Genomic DNA, 23,195 nt, shown 5'->3' with positions numbered 1-23,195 from the left:
TCAGGCGTCCTTTTTGCCGCGCATGGCTTTGATCAGGATGGGCAACGCCGCCAGCATACACAAGCCAATGATGGGTCCGATCACGAACGGCTCCCACAGCAGGGACACGTCAGGCGTCTCACCCCGGTCAAACACGCCACCCAGACCAACACCGATCCAAGTGTAAACGATGCCGCCCGGAATAATGCCCAGCGCGGTGGTGAACAGGAAATTTCGGAATTTGACGCCCACCAGTGCTGGCACCAAATTGGCCACAAAGAACGGCACCACCGGTACGAGGCGCAACAGGAACAGGACCGAGATTTCATTCTCGCGCAGCCCGTCCTTCAGCTTTTTAACCGTCCCTTCGGATGACTCCAGCTTGGCGGTCAGGGATTCGCCCAACCCCCATCGCGCCGCCAAAAAGATCGCCGATGCGCCAATGGTGGCCGCAAACACGTTGAACACGGTGCCTGCAAATAAGCCGAACAGGAACCCTCCCGTCATCGAGGCTACGGCGGCGCCCGGCAGTGAAAAGGCAACGATCACGATATAGATCACCACGAATGCACCTGCCATGGCCCAGTAATTTGCATCTCGCCATGCCAGCAGGGATTCGCGGTTATCGCGCAGGGTCTCAAAGGTCAGGTAATCGCCCAAGGTGAAGAACCCCGCCACCGCAACGGCAAGGATCACCAGCAAGGGAATATGGCGCGCAAGCCCGCTGCGCGGGGCCTGTGTTGTATCGCTCATGTCTGTGTCCGGTTTTGTGCGTTTCATCTGCACACAACATGCGCTGTCCAGTGCCTGCGCAACAGGCCCCTCACGCGGCGTTGATCTTGACCGCAGGGAATGTGACGGAATAAAAGGGCAACACTGTCATTTTGAAACGTTTGTCCCGGTGGGATACCAGAATTGTTGCAAAAGGCGGCAAAACCCCCACCTAAGGGTTTGACTTACCCCCCGCCACCCAGTAGAGGACGGGCTTCGAACACTAGGGCAAGGCGAATCTGCGCCGCACCCGACCGCTATAGATTGGAGACGGAGCGATGAAACGCACCTATCAGCCTTCGAACCTGGTTCGCAAACGCCGCCACGGTTTCCGCGCGCGCATGGCCACCAAGGCCGGCCGCAAAATCCTGAACGCACGTCGCGCACGCGGCCGCAAGTCGCTGAGCGCGTAAGCCGCTCGACCTTTCAGGTTATGAACATGACGCCGCCGGAGGCCCCTGAGGATGGTTCAGTCCAGCCCAGCAAGCCTCCGGCGGCGTCCGTTTGCGTGTCTGCACCTGTGATCATCCTCAAGAAGCGATCCGATTTCCTGAAGGCGGCCCGCGCGCGACGGCAGGGGACGTCGTCGATGATGGTACAGGCCCGCAAGCGCACCCTGGACGAAGGATCGGGGATTCGCGTGGGTTTTACCTGCTCCAAGAAGGTGGGCAATGCCGTCGCTCGCAACCGCGCCAAACGCCGTCTGCGCGAGGCCGCACGCGCCGTTCTGCCGGTGCATGGCCACGACGGTTGGGATTATGTCCTGATTGGCCGCGCCGAGGTGACGGCGAACCGCCCCTATGACGCGCTGTTAGGCGATCTGCGCTATGCGCTGCGCAAAATCCATAGTGACCGGAAATGACCCCGCTGGCGCGCGTCTTTGCCCTGCCGGTCAAGGCCTATCGCCTGATCTTCAGCCCTTGGGTTGGCCATAATTGCCGCTATCAACCTACCTGCTCGGCCTATGCGCTTGAAGCGCTAGAAAAGCACGGGGCCATCAAAGGCGCCTGGCTGACCGCGCGCCGTATTGGCCGATGTCATCCGTGGGGCGGTACCGGATATGACCCAGTGCCAGATGAGTCCGACCATCGCTAAGTCAGGCTTGACCAGACGGGTTGCGGGCGGAACACTCAGCCCATGACCACACCCGCCCGCGATACCCTGCCAACCCATGAAGTGACCAACCAACCAACCGATCGCGATCCAATCAACCTATGGGCTGCGGACCCTGTGCTGCAAGAGTGTGTGACCCGTGCCAAAGGGTGTTCCGAGCCGCTTGCCCGATATGGCAAAACTTTGGGAATGCCCGAGATCCACGAGACGGCGCGCGCGGCCAATGCGCACCCGCCGCACCTGCGCCTGTTCGATAGCGGTGGGCGACGGCTGGACGAGGTTCGCTTTCACCTCGCCTATCACCAGTTGATGCAACTAAGCCAAAGCGCCGGATACGCCGCACTACCGTGGAATGACGAACCCGGCGGCCACTCGACCCATGCCGCTATGGTATATATGGCCAGTCAGGTCGAGCCCAGTCATTGCTGCCCCCTGACGATGACCTATGCTGCGGTACCTGCATTGAAAACCGACGCCAGTATCGCCCAGCTCTGGGTGCCGAAACTGACCGCGCATACTTACGATCCTACAATCCGGCCCATAGCGCAGAAACACAGCGCTACGTTGGGTATGGCGATGACTGAAAAACAAGGTGGATCGGATATCCGCGCCAATACCACCACCGCCACGCGGGACGGCGATCATTGGCGGTTGCGCGGTCATAAATGGTTCTGCTCGGCCCCGATGTCTGACGGATTCCTGACCCTGGCGCAGGCCCCCGGCGGGCTGACCTGTTTCCTTGTGCCACGCTGGTTAGAGGGGGAACGCAACGCCATCCACCTCATGCGCCTGAAGGACAAGTTGGGCAACCGCGCCAACGCCTCGGCCGAGATCGAGTATCACGACGCACTGGCCTATCAGTTAGGGGACGAGGGCGCGGGCATTCGCACGATCCTTGAGATGGTGCATCACACGCGGCTGGACACCGCGATGGCCCCTGCCGGGTTGATGCGCGCGGCCCTGTCCGAGGCGCATCATTGGGTGAGCCACCGAAGCGCCTTTCAACGCCGCCTGATCGACCAACCCCTGATGCGCGTGGTGCTGGCCGATCTAGCGCTGGATTGGCAGGGCGCAGTGACCCTTGGGATGCGCGTGGCCCAGGCCTTTGACGGACAAACCCCGGAAGACCGCGCCTTTGCCCGAATCGGCGTGGCGCTGGCCAAGTTCCTCAACAACAAACGCTGCCCCGTGGTCGTGGTCGAAGCGATGGAGATACTGGGCGGCATGGGGTACGTCGAGGATACGCCCCTGCCCCTGCTCTACCGCGAAGCACCCCTGAATGGCATCTGGGAGGGGTCCGGCAATGTGATCTGCCTTGATATTCTGCGGACATTGGCGCGTGAACCTTTGGCCGCCGAAGTGCTGCGCGCCGAAGTAGACGCCGCAAAAGGCGTGGATCGAGGATATGATGCGGCCCTGCGGGATCATATCGGACGCTGGCCTGACCTCCCTCCCGAGGCTGAGGCCCGCTGGTTTGCGGAACGCACCGCTCTGCTGCTGACGGCCTCACTGCTGTTGCGCCACGCCCCGCCTGCCGTGGCCGATGGGTTCATCGCGACGCGCTTGACCGGCGACAGCGGTCGGGTGCCCGGGTCGGTTCGAGGGTTGGACACCGAAGCCCTGTTGGCCCGCCTTGGCTAAGCGCCGCCCTTGCCCGGTTGCAGCAACTATTGTAGGGGCTGCGCATGTTTGACGAAGCTGACGATATCCACCCGCTGTTTTCCGGTGCGCCCTCGACCACCGAGTTCAAGAAGCTGCGCAAGCGCATTGTGCGCCAAACCCGTGAAGCCATCGAGCAATACGGGATGGTGGACCCGTCTGCCCATGACAAAGACGGCAAACCGCCGCGATGGTTGGTCTGCCTGTCCGGCGGCAAGGACAGCTATACCCTGCTGGCAGTTCTATACGAGTTGAAATGGCGCGGCTTGCTGCCCGTCGATCTGCTGGCCTGCAATCTGGATCAGGGTCAACCCGGCTTTCCGGCCACCGTTCTGCCCGAGTTTCTGAACCGCATGGGCGTACCTCACCGGATCGAATATCAAGACACCTATTCCGTCGTGATGGACAAGGTTCCGCTAGGTCGGACTTATTGCGCGCTGTGCTCGCGCTTGCGCCGGGGCAACTTGTACCGCATCGCACGGGAAGAGGGATGCTCGGCCGTGGTGCTGGGACATCACCGCGACGATATCCTCGAGACATTTTTCATGAACCTCTTCCACGGTGGGCGTCTGGCCACGATGCCGCCGAAACTGGTGAATGAAGAGGGCGACTTGTTCGTCTACCGCCCGCTGGCCCATGTGGCCGAGGCCGATTGCGAGAAATTTGCCAACGCGATGAACTATCCCATTATCCCCTGCGATCTCTGCGGCAGTCAGGACGGGCTACAGCGCCAACAAGTGAAACAGATTCTGGATCAGTGGGAAAAGAACAGCCCCGGTCGCCGACAGGTGATGTTCCGCGCCCTGACCAACGCTCGGCCTTCGCATCTGCTGGACCCGAAATTGTTCGATTTTCAAGGCCTTGCGTTGCGCCCAGGCAAAAATGACGAAAATTCGGATGAAATTCCGCGTCTGCGTTAACGTCTGACTCAGAATGGTTTTCTACGGTTTTCCCAAGCGTGCGATGCCCAAGGGAAAGGCCCGGAACACCAATGTGGAAACGTATCCCGGTTGAAAAAGCTCTCAATGTTCTGACCACCGCCCTCAGCGGCCCGCCCGCGCTGGCCTTTGCCCCTGCGATCAGCCTGGCCGCGTTCTGGATGGGGGGAGAGCGGGCTTTGGTTACTGTGGCTTTGACCCTGCCGCTTTTACTGGCGGCATTTTCCGCGCTGGCCACAACACCCGGCGACCAAACCGTGCCCAGCGGGTTGATCCCGCTCGACAGCTTTGCCGCAGGGATGGAGGGATTTTTCAGGTCCACCGCCACCACGCGTGACGACTCGGCCTGCCTAATTGTGGCATTGGACGGGTACATTGAATTCGAGGATTTGCACGGCACCGCAGCGACGGCACATGTGGTTGATCAGTTCCGCAGCCGAGTGCTGTCGGTGATCCGCGCTCATGATATCGCTGCCCGATTGGATGAGGACAAAATCGTCGTCGGACTTAACCCGTCCAAGCATCTTGATCTTGAAGCTTGCATCCAAATGTCGGGGCGCATTCAAGCCACTAATGAAGAACCCGTGGTGCTGAACGGCACCGGCATTTACCTGTCTTGCTCGATCGGGTTCAGCCTGTTGTCCAGCATCCGGAATGATGGGTTTGAGGCGTGGATTGATGCTGCCTCAGCCGCTTTGGATGAGGCGCAAAGAAATGGCCCCTCGACCATCCGCGCCTATTCCAGCGAAACGCGGCGCCGCTCACGCATCCGGGCCAACCTGCGGCGCGAGTTTGATGCCGCACTGGATAGTGGCGAGATTCGACCCTGGTTTCAGCCTCAGATTTCGACGGATACCGGCCGCGTCACCGGGTTCGAAGCGCTGGCACGTTGGGAGCATCCGCAAAAAGGCGTGCTGAGCCCGCATGTATTTCTGCCTTTTGCCGAACAGGCGGGTCTAATGGAGCGTTTTGGCCAAACCATGCGCCACCACGCCTTCGCCGCCATGCGTCAATGGGACAATGCCGGGATCGTTGTGCCCCGGATCGGCGTGAATTTCTCCTCAGATGAGCTGCGCGACCCAGCGTTGATCGACCGGCTGAAATGGGAGCTGGACCAAAACGACCTGACCCCTGACCGGTTGGCCGTTGAAGTGCTGGAAACCGTCTTCTCGCGCCGACCCGATGACGTGATTACCCGCAACGTGACCAGCCTGTCGAAACTGGGGTGCTGCATTGATTTGGATGATTTCGGGACGGGACATGCCTCAATCGCGTCGATCAAGCGCTTTGATGTTTCTCGGATCAAGATCGACCGCTCTTTTGTGGCCAAGGCAGATCGAGATGCCAGCCAGCAGCAGCTGGTCAGCGCCATCCTGACCATGGCCGAGCGGCTGAACGTCGAAACTCTGGCCGAAGGGGTCGAAACGCCGGGCGAACACGCACTGATGGCTCAGCTGGGCTGCAACCAGGTTCAGGGCTTCGGGATTGGCAAGCCCATGCCCTTCGAAAACACGTTCGACTGGATCATGACCCATCAGAACAAGCTGAACGGTGTGCCCAAGATTGGTCGCAAAGCCGGCCCATAAACGCAAAATTGCACCACAAATACGCACTCAGCGGCGGTTTGACGGGCGAATCCGCTTGACCTTTGGGGCTGCACTCTGTTGAACCCACCGGGTGTGTTTCACTGCTTAAGGTGGCTGTCCCAGATGGACGATCAGAACAAGAATCTCATCCTCGCAACCGCGCTCAGCTTTCTCGTGATCCTAGTTTGGTTCGTGCTGTTCCCGCCGCCGGAACAAACGACGCTGCCCGATCAGGCCGAGATCAGCGCCACCGACGCGACCGAGGTTCAGACGCCCAGCGCGTCGGATGCAGGCACGACTGGCGAGGCAACAGCCGCAGCGGAAGAAACTCTGCCTGATGCCGAAGCACCGCGCATTGCGATCGACACACCGCGCCTGGAAGGCAGCCTATCCCTGTCAGGTGGCCGCATCGATGAGCTATTCCTGAAGGACTACAAAGTCTCGATCGAAGAAGGCGCACCGATTGTGGAGCTACTGTCCCCGGTGGGATCGGAATCGGCCTATTACGCGCTCTATGGCTGGGCGCCTGGCGCAGGTGTTGCGGGCACCGATGTTCCGGGGCCGAACACGCTGTGGACGCTGGAAAGCGGTGAGACGTTGGGCGTCGACACGCCGGTCACTCTGAAATGGGATAATGGCAACGGCCTGACCTTCCGCCGGACCATCTCGGTGGACGAGAACTATATGTTCGACGTTACCCAATCGGTGGAAAACAACACGCAGGCCGAAGTGGGCATGGCCCCCTATGGCATCCTAGCCCGTCACGGGATCGGCGAAGATGGCGATCTGCCCGGTCTCAAGAACTTCTTCATCCTGCACGAGGGCGTCATGGTCATGGCCGATGGCGTGCTGGACGAGATCGACTATGGCGATGTCCGCGACTTTGACATCGACCCGAATGAACGTGCGCAGGCCGAGGTGTTTCAGGTCAAGGAAGGCGGCTGGGTTGGCTTCACCGATCACTACTGGATGACCACCCTGATCCCCGAAGAAGGATCGGCCTTCAAAGCCGCCGCCAAATACGATGCGCGCCGCAAGATTTACCAAACCGAAACCGTTCTTCCGACATTGTCTGTAGCCCCCGGCGCGACTGAAGAGGTTACGACCCGTCTGTTCGCGGGCGCCAAGGAATGGGAAACCATTCGCGAATACCAGGCTGAAGGCGTTCAGAAGTTCATCGACAGCATCGACTGGGGCTGGTTCTATTTCCTGACCAAGCCGATCTTCTGGCTGCTGCACAACATCAATGCGCTGATTGGCAACATGGGCTGGTCGATAATCGGCCTGACGTTGATCATTAAAGCCATCTTGTTCCCGCTGGCGTTCAAATCCTACGTCTCGATGGCGAAGATGAAGGAGCTGCAGCCGCAGATGGAGGCCCTGAAAGAGGCCGCAGGCGACGACCGCCAGAAGATGCAGCAAGGCATGATGGAGCTGTACAAGAAGGAAAAGGTAAACCCCGCCGCGGGCTGTTTGCCAATCCTGTTGCAGATCCCGATCTTCTTCTCGCTGTATAAGGTGATTTTCGTCACCATCGAACTGCGTCAGGCCCCATGGTTCGGCCCTTTCCAAGACCTGAGCGCGCCGGACCCGACCTCGATTATGAACCTGTTTGGCTTGTTGCCCTGGGCGGCGCCGCAACCTGAAAGCTTCATGGCGCTGATCTTCATCGGTATCCTGCCATTGCTTCTGGGTATCTCGATGTGGCTGCAACAGAAACTGAACCCGGCCCCAACTGACGCGACGCAGGCGATGATCTTCGCCTGGATGCCTTGGGTCTTCATGTTCATGCTGGGTGGGTTTGCCAGCGGTCTGGTCGTCTACTGGATTGCAAACAACACGATCACTTTCACGCAGCAATACCTGATCATGCGCAGCCAGGGCTATACACCGGATGTGTTCGGCAACATCAAATCAGGCTTCAAGCGCACGCCAAAAGCGGATGACAAATGACCGGTGAAGTAACCAGCCTCTGGCGGCATCCGATCAAAAGCCATGGCCGCGAGGCCGTCCAGACCGTCACTCTGAACCCCGGGCAAACCATGCCCGGGGATCGCGTTTGGGCGGTCGCGCATGAGGCGTCCAAGGCCGATGGGTCCGAATGGGTGCCGTGCCCAAATTTCAGTCGCGGGGCCAAGGCACCGTCACTGATGGCAATCTCGGCCCGGACCGACGGTGACATCGTCACCCTCACCCATCCCGATCGCCCCGAGCTGCGCTTTCAGCCGGACACGCAGCAGGATGTCTTTCTGGATTGGGTCAAACCGTTGATGCCTGTAGACCGCGCGGCCTCGACCCGGATTGTCCGAGTGCCCGGGCGCGGCATGACCGACAGCGATTTCCCCTCGATCAGCCTGTGCAACATGGCCTCACATCGCGCGGTCGAGCAAAAGCTGGGGCAGGAGCTGTCCCCCATTCGCTGGCGCGGCAATATCTGGTTCGACGGCTTGCCCCTGTGGGAAGAATTTGACTGGCTGGGCCGCGACATTCAGATCGGTCAGGCCGTTCTGAATGTGCGTGAACGGATCACCCGTTGCCTTGCGACAACCGCGAACCCGGATACCGGGCAGCGCGACGCTGACACGCTGGCGGCCCTGAACGCATGGGATCATCAGGATTTTGGCGTCTACGCCGAAGTGATCCAGGGCGGCGAGGTCAAGCCGGGCGACAAGGTTCAACCGCTATGAACACCCTGCCCTTTCCCCTAGCCGAAACACCGGATGAGTTCGCGCAAGAACGTGGCCGCAAACTTTTTGCGGGCGAATCCGAGTTCGTCAAAGGCGTGGTCGCCATGGACGGCCTGCCCGCACCCGACCGGCTCGAGGTGTGTTTCGCGGGTCGTTCGAACGTGGGCAAATCTAGCCTGATCAACGCTTTGACAGGCACCAAAGGATTGGCGCGTGCCTCGAACACGCCGGGCCGCACGCAAGAGATCAACTTTTTCACCCAAGGCCCCGAGCTGTATCTGGTCGACCTACCCGGCTATGGCTATGCCAACGCGCCGGTCAAGGTGGTCGAGAAATGGCAGCGGCTGCTAAAACAATACCTGAGCGGGCGTCAAACCCTGCGTCGGGCCTTTGTCCTCATAGACTCGCGCCACGGCGTGAAACCGGTCGATGCCGAGATCATGAAGCTGCTGGACACCAGCGCCGTGACCTTTCAATGCGTGATGACCAAGGCCGATAAGGTCAAGGCCAAGGACCGCGAAAAGGTGCTAGATCAGGTGCGCGGCGCGCTGTCAAAACACCCTGCCGCCTTCCCTGAGATTGTGCTGACGTCGTCCGAAAAGGGTGACGGGATTCCGACCTTGCGTTCGATCATCGCCAATCTGGAATAGCTTGCCCCTTGGCAGCACCGTGCAAAGGCCCTAACACGGAACGTCAGAGGGACCTAAGCCATGAAGACACGAGATATGAACCGGGACTGGATCGCCACCGCTGCCACTTTGAACAGCGCCTTGCCGTATCTGCAACGCTATGACGGGGCAATTGTCGTCATCAAGCTGGGCGGGCACGCCATGGGCAGTGATGAAGCGATGGAAAGCTTTGCCCGCGACGTGGTGCTGATGCGTCAGGTTGGGGTGAACCCGGTGATCGTCCATGGCGGTGGTCCGATGATCAACGCGATGCTGGATAAACTGGACATCCAGTCCGAATTTGTCGGCGGCAAGCGTGTCACTGACAAACCGACCGTGGAAGTGGTCGAGATGGTTTTGTCCGGCCTCGTGAACAAGCGCATCGTACAGGCGATCAACGGCCAGGGCGGCACTGCCGTGGGCCTGTCGGGCAAGGATGCCAACCTGATCATCTGCGAGCAGACAGACCCTTCATTGGGGTTCGTAGGTTCTCCGTCGCAGATGGACCCGAAAATCCTACATGATTTGTTTGCCCATGACGTGATACCAGTGATCGCGCCGTTGGGCGCCGGGCGCGGGGGTGAGACATTCAACGTCAATGGCGACACCGCCGCCGGTGCGATCGCCTCGGCGCTGAAGGCGGACCGCTTGCTGCTCCTGACCGATGTCTCGGGCGTAAAGAATGCCGCCGGAGAGGTCGTGACCGAGTTGAAAGCCGGCCAGATCCGCGAAATGACCCTGGAAGGCACGATTGCGGGCGGCATGATCCCCAAGACCGAAACCGCGCTGGACGCGCTACACAGCGGCGTGCGGGCGGTGGTCATTCTGGACGGGCGCGCGCCAAACGCGGTACTACTGGAGCTGTTCACCGAGCATGGCGCCGGGTCATTGATCCGCCCTGACTGACCCAAAGAGCCAAAAAGAGATGACTGCACTTCCACCAGCCTCAGCCTATCGCACAGCGATCAGCTATGGCTGGGTGGGGCGCGTGGCGCATCAGGCAGGCCTGATCGTGATGGGCGCAACGCATCCCCGGATCAGCGAGGCCAAAGGACTGGACGGGGGCACTTTGGTTCTACTGGGCGCAGGCTCAGCCTTCTGGCCCGTTCTGAAAGCCGCACCGGAATGGCAGGAACCTGACCCGGTGGACCAATGGTCGACCCGTGTTATTGGCCAGATGGCGCGGGATTTGGGCGCTACCGCACATTTCCCGTTTGGTGGCCCACCCTATGCACCGTTCATCGATTGGGCACTGAAATCGGGCCGCACGTTCAGCAGTCCGGTCGGCGCGCTGGTACATGATACCGTGGGCATGATGATCTCATATCGGGGTGCCCTGCATTTTGAGCAGGAATTTTACATACCCGAGGTCTCTGATCTCTCTCCCTGTACGAACTGCCCAGCCCCTTGTGTGACTTCCTGTCCGGTGGAGGCCCTAAACAGCCGCGAATTCTACAACGTGGCCGCATGCCATGACCACCTGTCCACCATCGAAGGCCAGACCTGCATGACCGGCGGTTGTCAGGCGCGGCTGGCCTGCCCTCTGAGCGCCGGTGCAGGCCGCGACCCGGAACAATCCGCGCACCATATGCGGGCCTTTCACCCGTCATGAGCCTGACGCTGATCCTGACCCGGCACGCAAAATCCAGTTGGGACAACCCAACGCTTGACGATCATGACCGTCCTTTGAACAAACGAGGCCGGAAGTCCGCCCAAGCGGTTGGTGCATGGTTGCAGCAGCACAACCTTGTCCCGGACGAGGTTCTCAGCTCGACCTCAGCCCGCACGCGCGAGACCTGGGACCGGATGGGGTTGCAAGCGGAAAAAATCTGCTTTCATCGCACGCTCTATCTGGCGGAGCCCGAAGAGATGTTGATCGAATTGTCGGGGGCGACCGAGCCCACGGTGCTGATGCTGGGCCACAATCCCGGTATTGCCGAATTTGCCAGCCGTATCGTACGAAGCGCGCCGGATCATGCGCGGTTTCACGACTATCCCACAGGCGCCACAATGATCATCCGCTTTGGCATCACCGATTGGGCCGACATAGACTGGCACAGCGGGGACGTTCAGGACTTCGCCATTCCGCGCGAACTGCTGGAATAGAAAAAGGCGAGGCCGAAGCCCCGCCCTTTCCCAAATTTCGAATGGATCAGTGGCCCAGAATCTGGCTGAGGAACAGCTTTGTCCGTTCGCTTTGCGGGTTGTTGAAGAACTCTTCGGGTTCGTTCTGTTCCACGATCTGGCCTGCGTCCATAAAGATCACACGGTTGGCGACCTGACGGGCAAAGCCCATCTCGTGCGTGACGCACAGCATGGTCATACCTTCCTCGGCTAGTTCGATCATGGTGTCGAGCACCTCTTTGATCATCTCGGGGTCCAGCGCCGAAGTGGGTTCATCGAACAACATGATCCGCGGCATCATGCACAAGGACCGCGCAATCGCCACACGCTGCTGCTGACCACCGGACAATTGGCCGGGATACTTCAGCGCCTGATCGGGAATTTTCACCTTTTCCAGGAAATGCATTGCCCGCTCTTCGGCCTCTTTCTTGGGCGTCTTGCGCACCCAGATCGGCGCCAGCGTGCAGTTTTCCAGAATGGTCAGGTGTGGGAACAGGTTGAAGTGCTGGAACACCATGCCAACCTCGGACCGGATCTTGTCGATGTTCTTAAGGTCATTCGACAACTCGGTCCCGTCCACCACGATCGTGCCCTGCTGGTGTTCTTCCAGAGCATTCAGACAGCGGATCAGAGTGGATTTGCCCGAGCCCGACGGCCCCGCGATCACAATCCGCTCGCCCTGATTGACGGTCAGATTGATGTCGCGCAGCACGTGGAAAGACCCGTACCACTTGTTCATGCCGTTGATTTCGATGGCGACCTCGTCGCTCACCTGCATCTTCGAGCGATCGATTTCGCGTTCAATTGCAAGTTCAGACATGTGTTGAACTCCTTAACGATGGTCCGTGGCAAGGCGACGCTCGAGCCACTGGGAATATTGAGAGATGCCGTAACAAACGACGAAGAACAGAAGCGCGGCAAAGCCCAGAAGCTCCCAATAGACGCCGTTCCATTCGGTTGACGCCAGGATGGGCCCCCGGATCATGCCCACCAGATCGAACATCGAGATGACCGAAACCAGTGTGGTGTCTTTGAACAGGCCAACGGCCACGTTCACGATACCAGGGATCGAGATCTTCAGTGCCTGCGGCAGGATGATCAGGCGCATCGCCTGCGGGTAATCCAAACCAAGGCTGTCTGCTGCCTCGTACTGCCCGCGTGGTAGAGCTGCCAGACCGCCACGGATAACCTCGGCGATATAAGCGGCCGAGAACATGGTGATCATGATCACAACGCGCAGGAACAGGTCGACCGTGCTGTCAGGCGGGAAAAAATAGGCCAGCATCACCGAAGCCACGAACAGCAGCGTGATCAGAGGCACACCACGGATGAATTCGATGAAGATGACACAGACCCACTTAATCAGCGGCATGGAAGATTGACGGCCCAGTGCGAGTGCAATCCCAAGCGGAACCGACAGTGACACGCAGGTCAGGCCCAGCATCATGTTCAGCATAAAGCCGCCCAGATCACGACTTGGAACAGCCGTGAGCATAGCCCCTTCGTTGGCGTCTTCCGGGATCAGCGCCCCGCCGATATTCCAGATAATTAGAGCCACCACAATCGCGCCGAAGAACCCGGCAGCGAAGCTGTTGCGGCCAAGCTTCTGAAACACTGCTCCTGCCGCTATAAAGCCAACCAATGCCACGAGTGGAACCAGAATAGTGCCGCCCCAGATCAGCCAGAAAGCGATAAAGGGGTAGAGCGCCGTGAACACCAGCAGCTTGCGCGGCAGGTCAAAGAATAGGACCGGTGCCAGAGCCACCAACATCAATACGAATGCCAGATTCGGGCGCCAGTAGGCCTCGTCAGGGTATTTGAAACCGTAGATCAGTTGCGGCCAGCGTTCTGTAAGAACCGCGAAACAGGCCCCAGTCTTACCAGCCAGAATTTCACGGCATTCCGCCAGAGAATTGGCATTCCATACCCCGTTCATAATCCACGGCAACGTGTTTTTGAGCAGAACATAGATCAGAATCAAAGACAGAAGCGTCAGGATCGTGTTGGTCACGCCCGAGAACAGGTTCTCGCGCAGCCATTTGACGATCCCCGTCTGGTTCGCTGGTGGAGGAGAAGGAGGAATGGTGCCTTCAGCCACAAAAGCGATCGGATTTGTTGTTTGATCAGCCATGGCTCAGCGCTCCTTCAACTTGACGGATGCGTTGTAGACGTTCATCGCCATCGAGATCAGCAGCGAAGCCGTCAGATAGAACAGCATAAGCAGCAGAACACACTCAATCGCGCGGCCAGTCTGGTTCAGCGTGATACCCCCCAAAGTGGCGGTGATATCCGCATACCCCACGGCAATCGCCAGTGACGAGTTCTTGGTGATGTTCAAGTACTGTGAAATCAACGGCGGGATAATCACACGCAATGCTTGAGGCAGGATCACAAGATTCATGATGCGACCGGGGCGCAGGCCCAACGCAGCAGCAGCCTCAGTCTGGCCTTTGCTGATCGCCTGAATACCCGCGCGCACGTTTTCCGCGATGAAGGCACCAGTATAGATCGACAAGGCGAACCAAAGTGCGATCAGAGGTCCACCGATCTTGATGCCACCGGAGAAGTTAAAACCCTTCAGCTCGGGCACATCCCAAGTCAGCCCCATCAGCACCATCAGCAACGCGACGGGCACTAGCCAGACACCCAGTTTGACAAGGCCGGTTTTGGGTCGTTGGCCGGTCTGTTCCTGTTGCAGGGTTGCACGCTTCTCAACCTCTCGCGAGGCGAACCACGATCCAATCAATACAGCAATCACCAGCAACCAATTCAGAAAAGCTGCACTGAAAAAACCGCTAGAGAAATGAGGCCCGGGGATATAAACGCCGCGGTTGGTAAAGGCGAACAAGTCAAACAGCATACTTGAAGTCGGGTTGTCACCTCGGAAGGCGCGCGGACCCGGCAGCACAGCCGTCATGATCGTAAAGATGATGATGATCCAGATCAGCACTGGAATATTCCGGAAGATCTCGACGTAGACCGCCATTAGCTTTGAGACGAGCCAGTTGTTCGACAGACGCAAGACCCCAGCGATCACTCCAAAGACAGTGGCGGTGATACACGCAAGAAACGCCACCAGCAGAGTGTTCAGAATGCCCACAACAGCCGCACGTCCATGCGAGGACTGGCTGTCATATTCGATCAAACGCTGGTTGATGTCGTATCCGGACGGATCGCCCAGAAAAGTATAGGAAATGTTCAGGCCTGCGGCCCGCAGGTTCTGGATCAGGTTATTGCCCAGATACCAAATGGAAAGCGCAATAGCGATGGCCGCGATCACTTGAAATGTCAGCGAGCGATAGCGGGTATCGTTTATGAGCATAGACAACCGAAAGTCAGCTTTCGGCGGGTCGGTCATAGTCGACATATTTTGGATCCCCGTAGTCTGCGGATTCTTCTTTTCCGGCAGGGTTCTCCCCGCTCATGAGCTGTCCGCAGCAATTTGATGAGAAAAGGGCGCAGGTTCCCCCGCGCCCTTTTCCTTAGGATTTAGCGGAACGGCGGCGAGTACAGCAGGCCGCCATCGGTCCACTGCGCGTTCAGGCCGCGTGCCAGACCGATCGGAGTTTCTTCGCCGATGTTCTTGGCAAAGACTTCACCATAGTTGCCGCCCGATTTGATCGCGCGCATCGCCCACTGAGCGTCGAGGCCCAGCATCTCACCCAGAGTGCCTTCGCTGCCCAGCAGACGGTTCACTTCGGGGTTGTTGGTGCCAGCGGCCATCTCGTCGATGTTTGCCGAGGTCACGCCCAGCTCTTCAGCCGAGACCAGCGCGTTCAGAGTCCAGCGGACAACGTCGCCCCACTCGTGATCGCCGTGACGGACCAGCGGGCCCAGAGGCTCTTTCGAGATGATTTCGGGCAGAAGGACATGCGCCGCCGGATCTTCGAACGTGGCGCGGGTTGCGGCCAGGCCCGATGCGTCGGTGGTGTAGACGTCACATGCGCCAGCCAGGTACTGCTGCTGCGCTTCGGCGTTGGTTTCGATCGGAACCGGCTCGTAGCTGATGTTGTTCGAGCGGAAGAAGTCCGCCAGGTTCAGCTCTGTCGTGGTGCCGGTCTGGATGCAGACGGTTGCGCCGTCCAGTTCCTTGGCCGAGCTAACACCCAGCGCCTTGGGAACCATAAAGCCCTGACCGTCATAGTAGTTCACGCCCACGAATTCGAACTTCAGGTCGACGTCGCGGCTGAAGGTCCAGGTGGTGTTACGGGCCAGCATGTCGATCTCGCCCGAGGCCAGCGCGGTGAAACGCGTCTTGCCAGTGGTCGGAACGAATTCTACGGCGCTTGCATCGCCCAGAACAGCAGCAGCGACCGCGCGGCACAGCGAGACGTCAAAGCCTTGCCATTCGCCATTCGCGTCGGGTGCAGCAAAGCCAACCAGACCGGTGGTCACACCGCAGTTCAGCTTACCGCGCGCTTTGACATCATCGACAGTCCCCGCTGCCGCTGCGCCTGCAGCCAGGCCGGCAACGGTTGCCACGCCCAAGATTACGGATTTTTTCATTTTTACCTCTTCCTGATTTTCCGCCTCTGTCCAGAGACGGCTCTGTCCGGCACCTTTGGCACCAGAAAGGTTTCCCCAAAGGTGTCTCCCCTTTAGTGCGCCCGAGTTTGGTCGCATTCATAAACAAACGTCAAGGGTCGGATCAGTGAAAACGATGGATCATCTTCCAGATGTCCGCAGTAACGGCAAAAATTCCGGCATAAGGGCTCAAACCGAGAGGTCAAAGAACCGCTTGGCGTGTAGGAAAGCGGCCCTTTTGACCTCGGACGCGGCGTGGGCCTCGTCGTCGTGACCCCATTGTTCGATTTGCCACAACTCGTCCAATCGAGAGGCTTGCCAGATCTCCTCGGCAGGGCGCCAATCTGCGGTGGCAGCAAATCCAAGCACCAGTGAACCAGACAGGCTGACCAGATCGTGGAAGGCGGCCAATTGGAAGTCACTGTAATCATGGACACGTTGGCGTAGGCCCAGCAGGGCCTGCGGGTCCTGGGGTTGATGTAAAACTCCCGCAACCGGCAGCAAGCGCGCGGCAAGCGTCTCGGCCGCCCATTCAAGGGCAGGGTCCCACTGATCCGCCTGCCGCTGCTGCAACTCTTGCGGGTGCGTGGCGCGGTAGCACAGCAGATCCGAATCGCCGTAATCGGCCAGCATATCTGCAACCTCGGCGTGCTGATGCCGGACCTTGTCGATGGCTGCATTGGCCGAGCGGGTGAAGGGCATGGTGGTCGGATCGACCTCTTTTTCCTGCGCGTCCCACTCGGTGGCGATTTCATGAGCCATGGCCTGTGTCGGCACGACCAACCCCGCCTTGGCCGGGGTTTTCACACGTCGGCCGTCCAGCTCGACGGTAAAGCCGCCTTCGATCTCAACCACTGCGCTTTGGGTCCAGAATCGTTTCGGTTTCCAGTCGCTCATCATTTCAGGTCCAAATTTGATCCAGCGCGCCGGGCAACTGGTCGAAGGTTTCGATGATAGAGGTTGCTGCCTCTAACGCGGGCCGCGCGTGATAACCCCATGTGACGCCGACGCTGCGCACACCGGCAGCCGCGGCCATGTCCATGTCAAACCGGGTGTCGCCGATCATCACGGTATCGGCAGCCTCAACCCCCGTCTCAGCCCGCGCGGTGTCAATCATCGACGGGTGCGGTTTTGAAGGGTGATGATCCGCCACCTGCCGCGTCACGAAATAGCCCTGCAGCCCGTGCCCTTCGATCAACGCATCCAATCCGCGCTGAGATTTGCCGGTCGCCACGCCCAGCAGCACCTCGGGGATGGCGTGCAACGCCTCAATCACCTCGCGGGCACCGGGATAGAGCGGCGATCCCGCCATACCCTGTTCCAACCGATGTGCGTGATAGGCCTGTTTATACCCCTCGACCAGCCGCACCTGATCTGCATCCGAATGCTGCGGTGCAAGCTGCGCCATCGCCTTGGGCAAGGACAGGCCAACAATGGACAGGATCGCCGTGCGATCCGGCACCGGCAAGGACAGCGCGTTGAAACTGGCGGTCATAGCAGCAACGATACTGCCCTGACTGTCGACCAGAGTGCCGTCCACGTCGAACAGCACCAGACGCAGGGGTGCGCTCATTGCAGTTCCTCGAACGGGTCGTCGGCGGCCAAATCCTCGGTCCAGCCGAAGGTGTCCCAACTGTGTTTCATGTGATCCGGCAAGGGGGCCTTCACGGTGATCGTCTTGCGCGTCACCGGGTGTTCGAACGAGGCCTGCCGCGCATGCAGATGCAGCTTTTTGCTGATGATCCCGCCCAACTGCGCACCCCAGCCATCGCCAAGGTTTTCCTGACCCGAGCCGCCATATTTGCCGTCACCGATGATCGGATGACCAATCGCCGCCATATGCGCCCGAAGCTGATGCGTGCGGCCGGTGATCGGCTCCATCGCGACCCAGGCCGCGCGCCCGGCCACACGGTAAAGCGTGGCATAGTGCGTATGCGCCCGTTTCGCGCCGGGGGTTTCGTTGATCTCGTTCAGATGAACGGGGATCATTTTCTCACCCTCGCCGTGCTTGCCGTGACCTGCGGCCTTGACCAAACCGGTCTTGATCTCACCCAGATAAGGGGTCGGCACACCGGCCACCAAAGCCCAATAGATCTTGCGCGTGTCACGGTGACGGAAAGCGGCGGTCAGGCCCTTGGCGGCCTCGCGCGTGCGGGCCAGCAGCAGAACGCCGGATGTGTCCTTGTCCAGACGATGCACAAGGCGCGGGTTCTCGTCATAGCCAAAGCGCAGCGCTTCGGACAGGCTGTCCACGTGGCGGGTCTGACCGCTGCCGCCCTGCACCGGCAGGCCGTGCGGTTTATTCAGCGCCAGCACGTGATCGTCGCGGTAGATCACACAAGACTGGATCATCTTGGCATCCGCATCCGAGATACGCCGCTTGACCTCAACCGGTTTGTGATCTGCGTCGGGCAGAGGTGGCACGCGCACGACCTGCCCGGCCTCAAGCCGGGTCGCGGCTTTCACCCGTCCGCCATCCACGCGCAATTCACCCTTACGGCACATCTTTTCGATGCGGCCCTGGCTGACATGCGGAAATAGACGGCGCAGCCAACGGTCAATCCGCTGGTCGCCATCGCCTTCTGCCACGGTGATCATTTGTACGCCACTCATACCGATATCCCCTTCACGCGGCGGGTCCGCGCGGATTGCATGCCATTCAGTGCCATTGAAAACATGCGCGTCTGTGGCGTGCCTTACCGGCAGAGTCAACCGTTGCGTTGCGCCCGCAGCTTGGCGAAATAGTCCAACCGTTTTTTCAACTCGCGCTCGAACCCGCGTTCGACCGGTTGATACAGCTCAGGCCTGTCCAATCCGTCGGGAAAATAGTTCTGGCCGGAAAACCCATCCTCGGCATCATGGTCATAGGCATAGCCCGCGCCATAGCCCTGATCCTTCATGAGCGAGGTCGGCGCGTTCAGGATATGCTTGGGCGGCGGTTCACTGCCGGATTGCTTGGCCAGCCGCATCGCCTCCTTATATCCCACATAGGCCCCGTTCGATTTGGGGGCGAGCGCTAGATAGACCAGCGCCTGCGCCAGCGCCAGTTCGCCCTCGGGGCTGCCAAGGCGTTCATAGGTCTGCCAAGATTGCAGACAGATCGCCTGTGCCTGCGGATCGGCCAGCCCGATATCCTCGACCGCCATGCGCGTGATGCGTCGCGCCAAATAGCGCGGGTCTTCACCCCCGTTCAGCATCCGCGCGAACCAGTACAGCGCCGCGTCTGGGTCCGACCCGCGCACCGATTTATGCAGGGCCGAGATTAGGTTGTAGTGTTCATCCCCCGACTTGTCGTATTTCGCCGCCCGCCGCATCAGACGGGTCGATAGCGCATCCGGGTCCAGCGGCGCGTCTACTTTCCACGCTGCGATTTGTTCGATCAGATTCAACAACGCCCGCCCGTCGCCATCGGCCATTTCCTGTAGTGCCTCGCGTGCGGGGCCGGTCAGGGGCAGCGCCGTGCCCAGTTCCTTTTCGGCACGCTGGGTCAGACGTTCCAGATCGGCCAGATCAAGGCGTTCCAGCACTAACACCTGCGCGCGGCTCAGCACAGCGGCGTTCAACTCGAACGAGGGGTTCTCGGTCGTCGCCCCCACCAGCAGGATCGTGCCGTCTTCCATATAAGGCAAAAACCCGTCCTGCTGGGCCTTGTTGAACCGATGGATCTCATCCACGAACAGCAGCGTACCCTGCCCGTTCTGGTGGCGGATTTTCGCGGCCTCGAAGACCTTACGCAAATCGGGAACACCAGAGAAAATCGCGCTGATCTGCACGAAATGAAGGTCGGTTTCCTGCGCCAAGAGGCGTGCAATGGTCGTTTTGCCCACGCCCGGCGGCCCCCAAAGGATCAGGCTGGACAGGCTGCCCGAGGCCAGCATGACACCCAACGGAGCATCCGGTCCCAGGACCTGCTCTTGCCCGATCACATCCGCCAAGCTTTGGGGACGCAAACGGTCGGCCAACGGACGATGCGCTGACGGGGCTGGTTGGGTCGCGCCGGTATCGAACAGATCACTCACAAGCGGAACCTTACCGAAACCGAACGCCCCCCGCGCGACACATCCAACTGCAATCTGCGCCCCGGATCGGTCAGCGCGTGAACCACATCATCAGGGTGTTCAATTGAGACCCCATTGATGCTGTTGACTACGTCACCAACACGCAGACCCGAGCGCCCGCCATAGCGCCCCGGATCGGTGACGACCACGCCGGTCTGCGACAAGATCAACCCCATCCGTGCAATGACAGCCGGGTTGATCCGCGCTACTTTCAACCCAGGCATAACCGTCTGGTTGTCCAGTATCGTATCGTCCGAGGGCGGAACCTCGGGCGCTCTGATCAGGGCGATCTCGATCTCTTCCCGAACATCGCCCCGCAACAGCGTCAGGACCGAACTGCCGCCCACACCCGCGACAGACATGCGAAACTTCATTTCAGCGGGTGAGTTCACCTCGTCCCCATCCACATGCGTCACCACGTCGCCAACCCGTAGCCCGGCTTCGCCCAGAGGGCTGAGCGGATGCAGATCGGACACCACGACGCCCTGCGGAATTACAAGACCCAGAGACTCGGCGATGTCCGCACTCATGTGCTGGCCCGCCATCCCGGCCCATGGGCTTATGAAACTGTTATTTCCAGCCTGGGCCTGACGCAGGAATTCCGCAACCAAATTGGCCGGTATCGCAAAGCCGATTCCGTTCGACCCGCCCGAACGCGTCAGGATCGCGGTGTTGATGCCGATCAGATCACCGTTCACGTCAATCAATGCCCCGCCGGAATTGCCCGGATTGATCGCTGCATCGGTCTGGATGAAATAGCCCCGCGCATTACCGGTTGCCGTGCCCGTACGCGCCAACCCCGAGATAATCCCAGACGACACCGTTTGTCCGACGCCAAACGGGTTGCCAATTGCCAGCGCCAGTTCACCAACCTCAACCTGATCGGAATCGCGCAGAGGCAGATAAGGCAACGCCTCGGCCTCATCCAAACGCAGAATGGCGATATCGCTTTCCTTGTCGCCCAGCACCACCTGCGCGGAATACTCGCGACGATCGGTCGTGACCACCCGGATCTCAGTTGCCTTGCCGACAACGTGGAAGTTCGACACCACATACCCGTCTGCAGTCAGGATCACCCCCGACCCCAGCGAGTTCTGAACCCTTGGGCGCGGCTCGGCAAAACCGCGGCCGTAAAAGTTCTGAAAAAACGGGTCCGAAAACAGAGTGTTCCCCCGCCCTTCCCGCACGATCTTGGCATAGATATTGACCACCGCCGGTGCCGCTTGCTTCACCACCGGCGCAAAGCCGAGACTGATTTCGGCCTGCGAGGTCGGCACTTTGGTTTCAGCGTGGCTGTGGGATGCAAGACTCAATAGCATCAGGGTCAGAAAGACGCGGATCATGAGACCTCCGGGATTTGGATCGCCCCAGATATGCGGACCCGCGCAGCCGAATGCAAGTCAGCGATGCCGCAAAAGAAAAACCTCCGCCCGACGTTGGGCGGAGGTTTCTAATCAGCCAGACGGCGCGATCTTATTCTTCGTCAGCGGCTTCTTCGGCGGCAACGCGGGCCTTGTCGGCTGCGCCTTTGGCGTCGACGTCACGATCAACGAATTCGATGATCGCCATCGGCGCCATGTCGCCATAGCGGAAGCCTGCTTTCAGGATGCGGACATAACCGCCCTGACGCTCGGCGTAGCGGGGGCCCAGAACTTCGAACAGCTTGGCGACGTCTTTGTCTTCTTTCAGCTGTGCTGCGGCCTGACGGCGGGCGTGCAGGTCGCCGCGCTTGCCCAGAGTGACCAGCTTTTCGATGATCGGGCGCAGTTCTTTTGCCTTGGGCAGAGTTGTCTTGATTTGCTCATGTTCGATGAGCGAGCCAGCCATGTTTGCAAACAGAGCCTTACGGTGCTCATGAGTACGGTTCAGGCGGCGGTAACCACGTGCGTGACGCATTTTCTAGTTCCTTCTTTCGCGTTGTGCTTTGTCTGGCCGGCGATGCGTGTCACCGGCTCTCCTTGGGGCGGAAGTGCCCATATGATCCCCGGAAGTCCGGGCATTTGTGAAGACGCGCTTAGAACGCGTCTTCGAATTTCTTCGCCAGATCTTCGATGTTGTCGGGCGGCCAATCCTCGACATCCATGCCGAGGTGCAGACCCATGCCGGACAGCACTTCCTTGATCTCGTTCAGCGACTTGCGGCCGAAGTTCGGGGTGCGCAGCATCTCGGCTTCGGTCTTCTGAATCAGGTCGCCGATATAGACGATGTTGTCGTTCTTCAGGCAGTTTGCCGAACGGACCGACAGTTCCAGCTCGTCCACTTTCTTCAGCAGCAGCGGGTTGAACTCCAGACCATCGTCTTCGTCTTGGCGGCTGGCCGATTCCGGCTCGTCGAAGTTGACAAAGATCGACAGCTGATCCTGAAGGATGCGTGCGGCAAATGCCAACGCGTCTTCGGGAGTGATCGAACCATCGGTTTCGATCTTCAGGGTCAGTTTGTCATAGTCCAGAACCTGACCTTCACGGGTCGGCTGAACGTCATAGGCAACCTTCTTGACCGGTGAATAGATCGCGTCGATCGGGATCAGGCCGATGGGTGCATCTTCGGGCTTGTTCTTCTCAGCCGAGACGTAACCCTTGCCGGTGTTGACGGTCAGTTCCATGAACAGGTCGGCGCCATCATCCAGGTGGCAGATGACGTGATCGCGGTTCAGAACCTCGATACCGGCGCTTTCGCTGATGTCACCAGCGGTGACAACGGCGGGGCCTTTGGCATTGATCGACAGGCGCTTGGGACCTTCGACTTCCATACGCAGCGACACGCCTTTGAGGTTCAGGATGATGTCGGTGACGTCTTCGCGGACACCAGCAACCGACGAGAACTCGTGCAGGACGTTGTCGATCTGAACGCTGGTGATGGCCGCCCCTTGCAGCGAGCTCATCAGAACGCGGCGCAGCGCGTTGCCCAGGGTCAGACCAAAGCCACGTTCCAGCGGTTCAGCAACCAGCGTTGCCTGACGCGCGGGGTCGTTGCCCGGCTTGCCGTCCAGCTGAGTCGGCTTGATCAATTCTGCCCAATTCTTATGGATCATGTAATCCCTCCATTCCTGTCCGCGCCCCATGACCAACAAGGTGCAGACGCCCGAGGT

General features: G+C 59.7%; 24 protein-coding genes. 12 read left to right on the top strand and 12 right to left on the bottom strand.

All coding sequences use genetic code 11. The features are described 5' to 3' along the window. Positions 1-732, bottom strand: coding sequence for a TVP38/TMEM64 family protein (locus tag ACR0L1_RS22420; protein ID WP_480860862.1), 732 nt, complete (start codon positions 730-732; stop codon positions 1-3). Between the two features lie 296 nt (positions 733-1,028). Between ACR0L1_RS22420 and rpmH the strand changes: the two genes are divergently transcribed. The 12 genes from rpmH (at position 1,029) to ACR0L1_RS22360 (ending at position 11,507) form a co-directional block, all read left to right on the top strand. Continuing rightward, a complete protein-coding gene (rpmH, locus tag ACR0L1_RS22415; protein ID WP_005980833.1) occupies positions 1,029-1,163 on the top strand; it encodes a 50S ribosomal protein L34 in 135 nt (44 codons plus the stop codon). Between the two features lie 26 nt (positions 1,164-1,189). After that, positions 1,190-1,612 carry a ribonuclease P protein component gene (gene rnpA, locus ACR0L1_RS22410; RefSeq protein ID WP_170773665.1) on the top strand — a complete coding sequence of 141 codons (423 nt, stop codon included), beginning with the start codon at positions 1,190-1,192 and terminating at the stop codon, positions 1,610-1,612. Then, complete coding sequence (gene yidD / locus ACR0L1_RS22405; protein WP_170773663.1) at positions 1,609-1,845, top strand: membrane protein insertion efficiency factor YidD; 237 nt, start codon at positions 1,609-1,611, stop codon at positions 1,843-1,845. Before rnpA ends, yidD begins: the two co-directional genes overlap by 4 nt. A 42-nt stretch (positions 1,846-1,887) precedes the next feature. Next, complete coding sequence (locus tag ACR0L1_RS22400; RefSeq protein WP_480860860.1) at positions 1,888-3,504, top strand: acyl-CoA dehydrogenase family protein; 1,617 nt, start codon at positions 1,888-1,890, stop codon at positions 3,502-3,504. A 44-nt stretch (positions 3,505-3,548) separates the two neighbouring features. After that, a complete protein-coding gene (gene ttcA / locus ACR0L1_RS22395) occupies positions 3,549-4,442 on the top strand; it encodes a tRNA 2-thiocytidine(32) synthetase TtcA (RefSeq protein ID WP_480505960.1) in 894 nt (297 codons plus the stop codon). Between the two features lie 71 nt (positions 4,443-4,513). Beyond that, entirely contained in the window at positions 4,514-6,046 is a 1,533-nt protein-coding gene (locus ACR0L1_RS22390; RefSeq protein WP_480860858.1) for a putative bifunctional diguanylate cyclase/phosphodiesterase, read from the top strand. Positions 6,047-6,169: 123 nt separating this feature from the next. Next, on the top strand, positions 6,170-7,999 hold the full coding sequence (gene yidC, locus ACR0L1_RS22385) for a membrane protein insertase YidC (RefSeq protein WP_170773655.1): 1,830 nt from the start codon (positions 6,170-6,172) through the stop codon (positions 7,997-7,999). Continuing rightward, positions 7,996-8,733: an MOSC domain-containing protein gene (locus tag ACR0L1_RS22380; RefSeq protein ID WP_480505963.1), complete on the top strand. Its 738-nt coding sequence runs from the start codon at positions 7,996-7,998 to the stop codon at positions 8,731-8,733. The genes yidC and ACR0L1_RS22380 overlap by 4 nt, the downstream gene beginning before the upstream one ends. Further along, positions 8,730-9,383 (top strand): ribosome biogenesis GTP-binding protein YihA/YsxC, encoded by a 654-nt coding sequence (yihA, locus tag ACR0L1_RS22375; protein WP_170773652.1) that lies wholly within the window; start codon positions 8,730-8,732, stop codon positions 9,381-9,383. Before ACR0L1_RS22380 ends, yihA begins: the two co-directional genes overlap by 4 nt. Positions 9,384-9,443: 60 nt before the next feature. Further along, complete coding sequence (gene argB, locus ACR0L1_RS22370; protein WP_170773651.1) at positions 9,444-10,307, top strand: acetylglutamate kinase; 864 nt, start codon at positions 9,444-9,446, stop codon at positions 10,305-10,307. A 19-nt stretch (positions 10,308-10,326) separates the two neighbouring features. After that, positions 10,327-11,013, top strand: coding sequence for a ferredoxin (locus tag ACR0L1_RS22365; RefSeq protein WP_480551869.1), 687 nt, complete (start codon positions 10,327-10,329; stop codon positions 11,011-11,013). After that, a complete protein-coding gene (locus ACR0L1_RS22360) occupies positions 11,010-11,507 on the top strand; it encodes a SixA phosphatase family protein (protein WP_480860856.1) in 498 nt (165 codons plus the stop codon). Before ACR0L1_RS22365 ends, ACR0L1_RS22360 begins: the two co-directional genes overlap by 4 nt. Before the next feature lie 46 nt (positions 11,508-11,553). Here the strand turns inward: ACR0L1_RS22360 and ACR0L1_RS22355 are convergent, their stop codons facing one another. The 11 genes from ACR0L1_RS22355 to ACR0L1_RS22305 form a co-directional block, all read right to left on the bottom strand. Further along, positions 11,554-12,345 carry an amino acid ABC transporter ATP-binding protein gene (locus ACR0L1_RS22355; protein WP_269149621.1) on the bottom strand — a complete coding sequence of 264 codons (792 nt, stop codon included), beginning with the start codon at positions 12,343-12,345 and terminating at the stop codon, positions 11,554-11,556. A gap of 12 nt (positions 12,346-12,357) precedes the next feature. Continuing rightward, positions 12,358-13,656 carry an amino acid ABC transporter permease gene (locus ACR0L1_RS22350; RefSeq protein ID WP_480505969.1) on the bottom strand — a complete coding sequence of 433 codons (1,299 nt, stop codon included), beginning with the start codon at positions 13,654-13,656 and terminating at the stop codon, positions 12,358-12,360. A 3-nt stretch (positions 13,657-13,659) separates the two neighbouring features. Then, the gene (locus ACR0L1_RS22345; protein ID WP_170773647.1) at positions 13,660-14,892 is read right to left on the bottom strand and encodes an amino acid ABC transporter permease; all 1,233 of its coding nucleotides are present in this window, start codon (positions 14,890-14,892) and stop codon (positions 13,660-13,662) included. A gap of 122 nt (positions 14,893-15,014) precedes the next feature. Continuing rightward, positions 15,015-16,031 carry an amino acid ABC transporter substrate-binding protein gene (locus tag ACR0L1_RS22340; protein WP_170773646.1) on the bottom strand — a complete coding sequence of 339 codons (1,017 nt, stop codon included), beginning with the start codon at positions 16,029-16,031 and terminating at the stop codon, positions 15,015-15,017. Between the two features lie 207 nt (positions 16,032-16,238). Next, the gene (locus ACR0L1_RS22335) at positions 16,239-16,946 is read right to left on the bottom strand and encodes an ATP12 family chaperone protein (RefSeq protein WP_480860854.1); all 708 of its coding nucleotides are present in this window, start codon (positions 16,944-16,946) and stop codon (positions 16,239-16,241) included. A gap of 4 nt (positions 16,947-16,950) precedes the next feature. Further along, positions 16,951-17,622 carry an HAD-IA family hydrolase gene (locus tag ACR0L1_RS22330; RefSeq protein WP_170790530.1) on the bottom strand — a complete coding sequence of 224 codons (672 nt, stop codon included), beginning with the start codon at positions 17,620-17,622 and terminating at the stop codon, positions 16,951-16,953. Continuing rightward, on the bottom strand, positions 17,619-18,662 hold the full coding sequence (locus ACR0L1_RS22325) for an RluA family pseudouridine synthase (RefSeq protein ID WP_480860852.1): 1,044 nt from the start codon (positions 18,660-18,662) through the stop codon (positions 17,619-17,621). Before ACR0L1_RS22325 ends, ACR0L1_RS22330 begins: the two co-directional genes overlap by 4 nt. 95 nt (positions 18,663-18,757) lie before the next feature. Beyond that, positions 18,758-20,068 carry a replication-associated recombination protein A gene (locus ACR0L1_RS22320; protein ID WP_480860851.1) on the bottom strand — a complete coding sequence of 437 codons (1,311 nt, stop codon included), beginning with the start codon at positions 20,066-20,068 and terminating at the stop codon, positions 18,758-18,760. After that, on the bottom strand, positions 20,065-21,450 hold the full coding sequence (locus tag ACR0L1_RS22315) for a trypsin-like peptidase domain-containing protein (RefSeq protein ID WP_480860850.1): 1,386 nt from the start codon (positions 21,448-21,450) through the stop codon (positions 20,065-20,067). The genes ACR0L1_RS22320 and ACR0L1_RS22315 overlap by 4 nt, the downstream gene beginning before the upstream one ends. 130 nt (positions 21,451-21,580) lie before the next feature. After that, positions 21,581-22,003: a 50S ribosomal protein L17 gene (gene rplQ, locus ACR0L1_RS22310; protein ID WP_039538314.1), complete on the bottom strand. Its 423-nt coding sequence runs from the start codon at positions 22,001-22,003 to the stop codon at positions 21,581-21,583. Positions 22,004-22,121: 118 nt separating this feature from the next. After that, the gene (locus tag ACR0L1_RS22305) at positions 22,122-23,138 is read right to left on the bottom strand and encodes a DNA-directed RNA polymerase subunit alpha (protein WP_170773634.1); all 1,017 of its coding nucleotides are present in this window, start codon (positions 23,136-23,138) and stop codon (positions 22,122-22,124) included. Positions 23,139-23,195: the final 57 nt, after the last annotated feature.

The organism is Ruegeria sp. J8, assembly GCF_056531925.1.
This window is presented reverse-complemented; position numbering and strand designations above follow the sequence as displayed.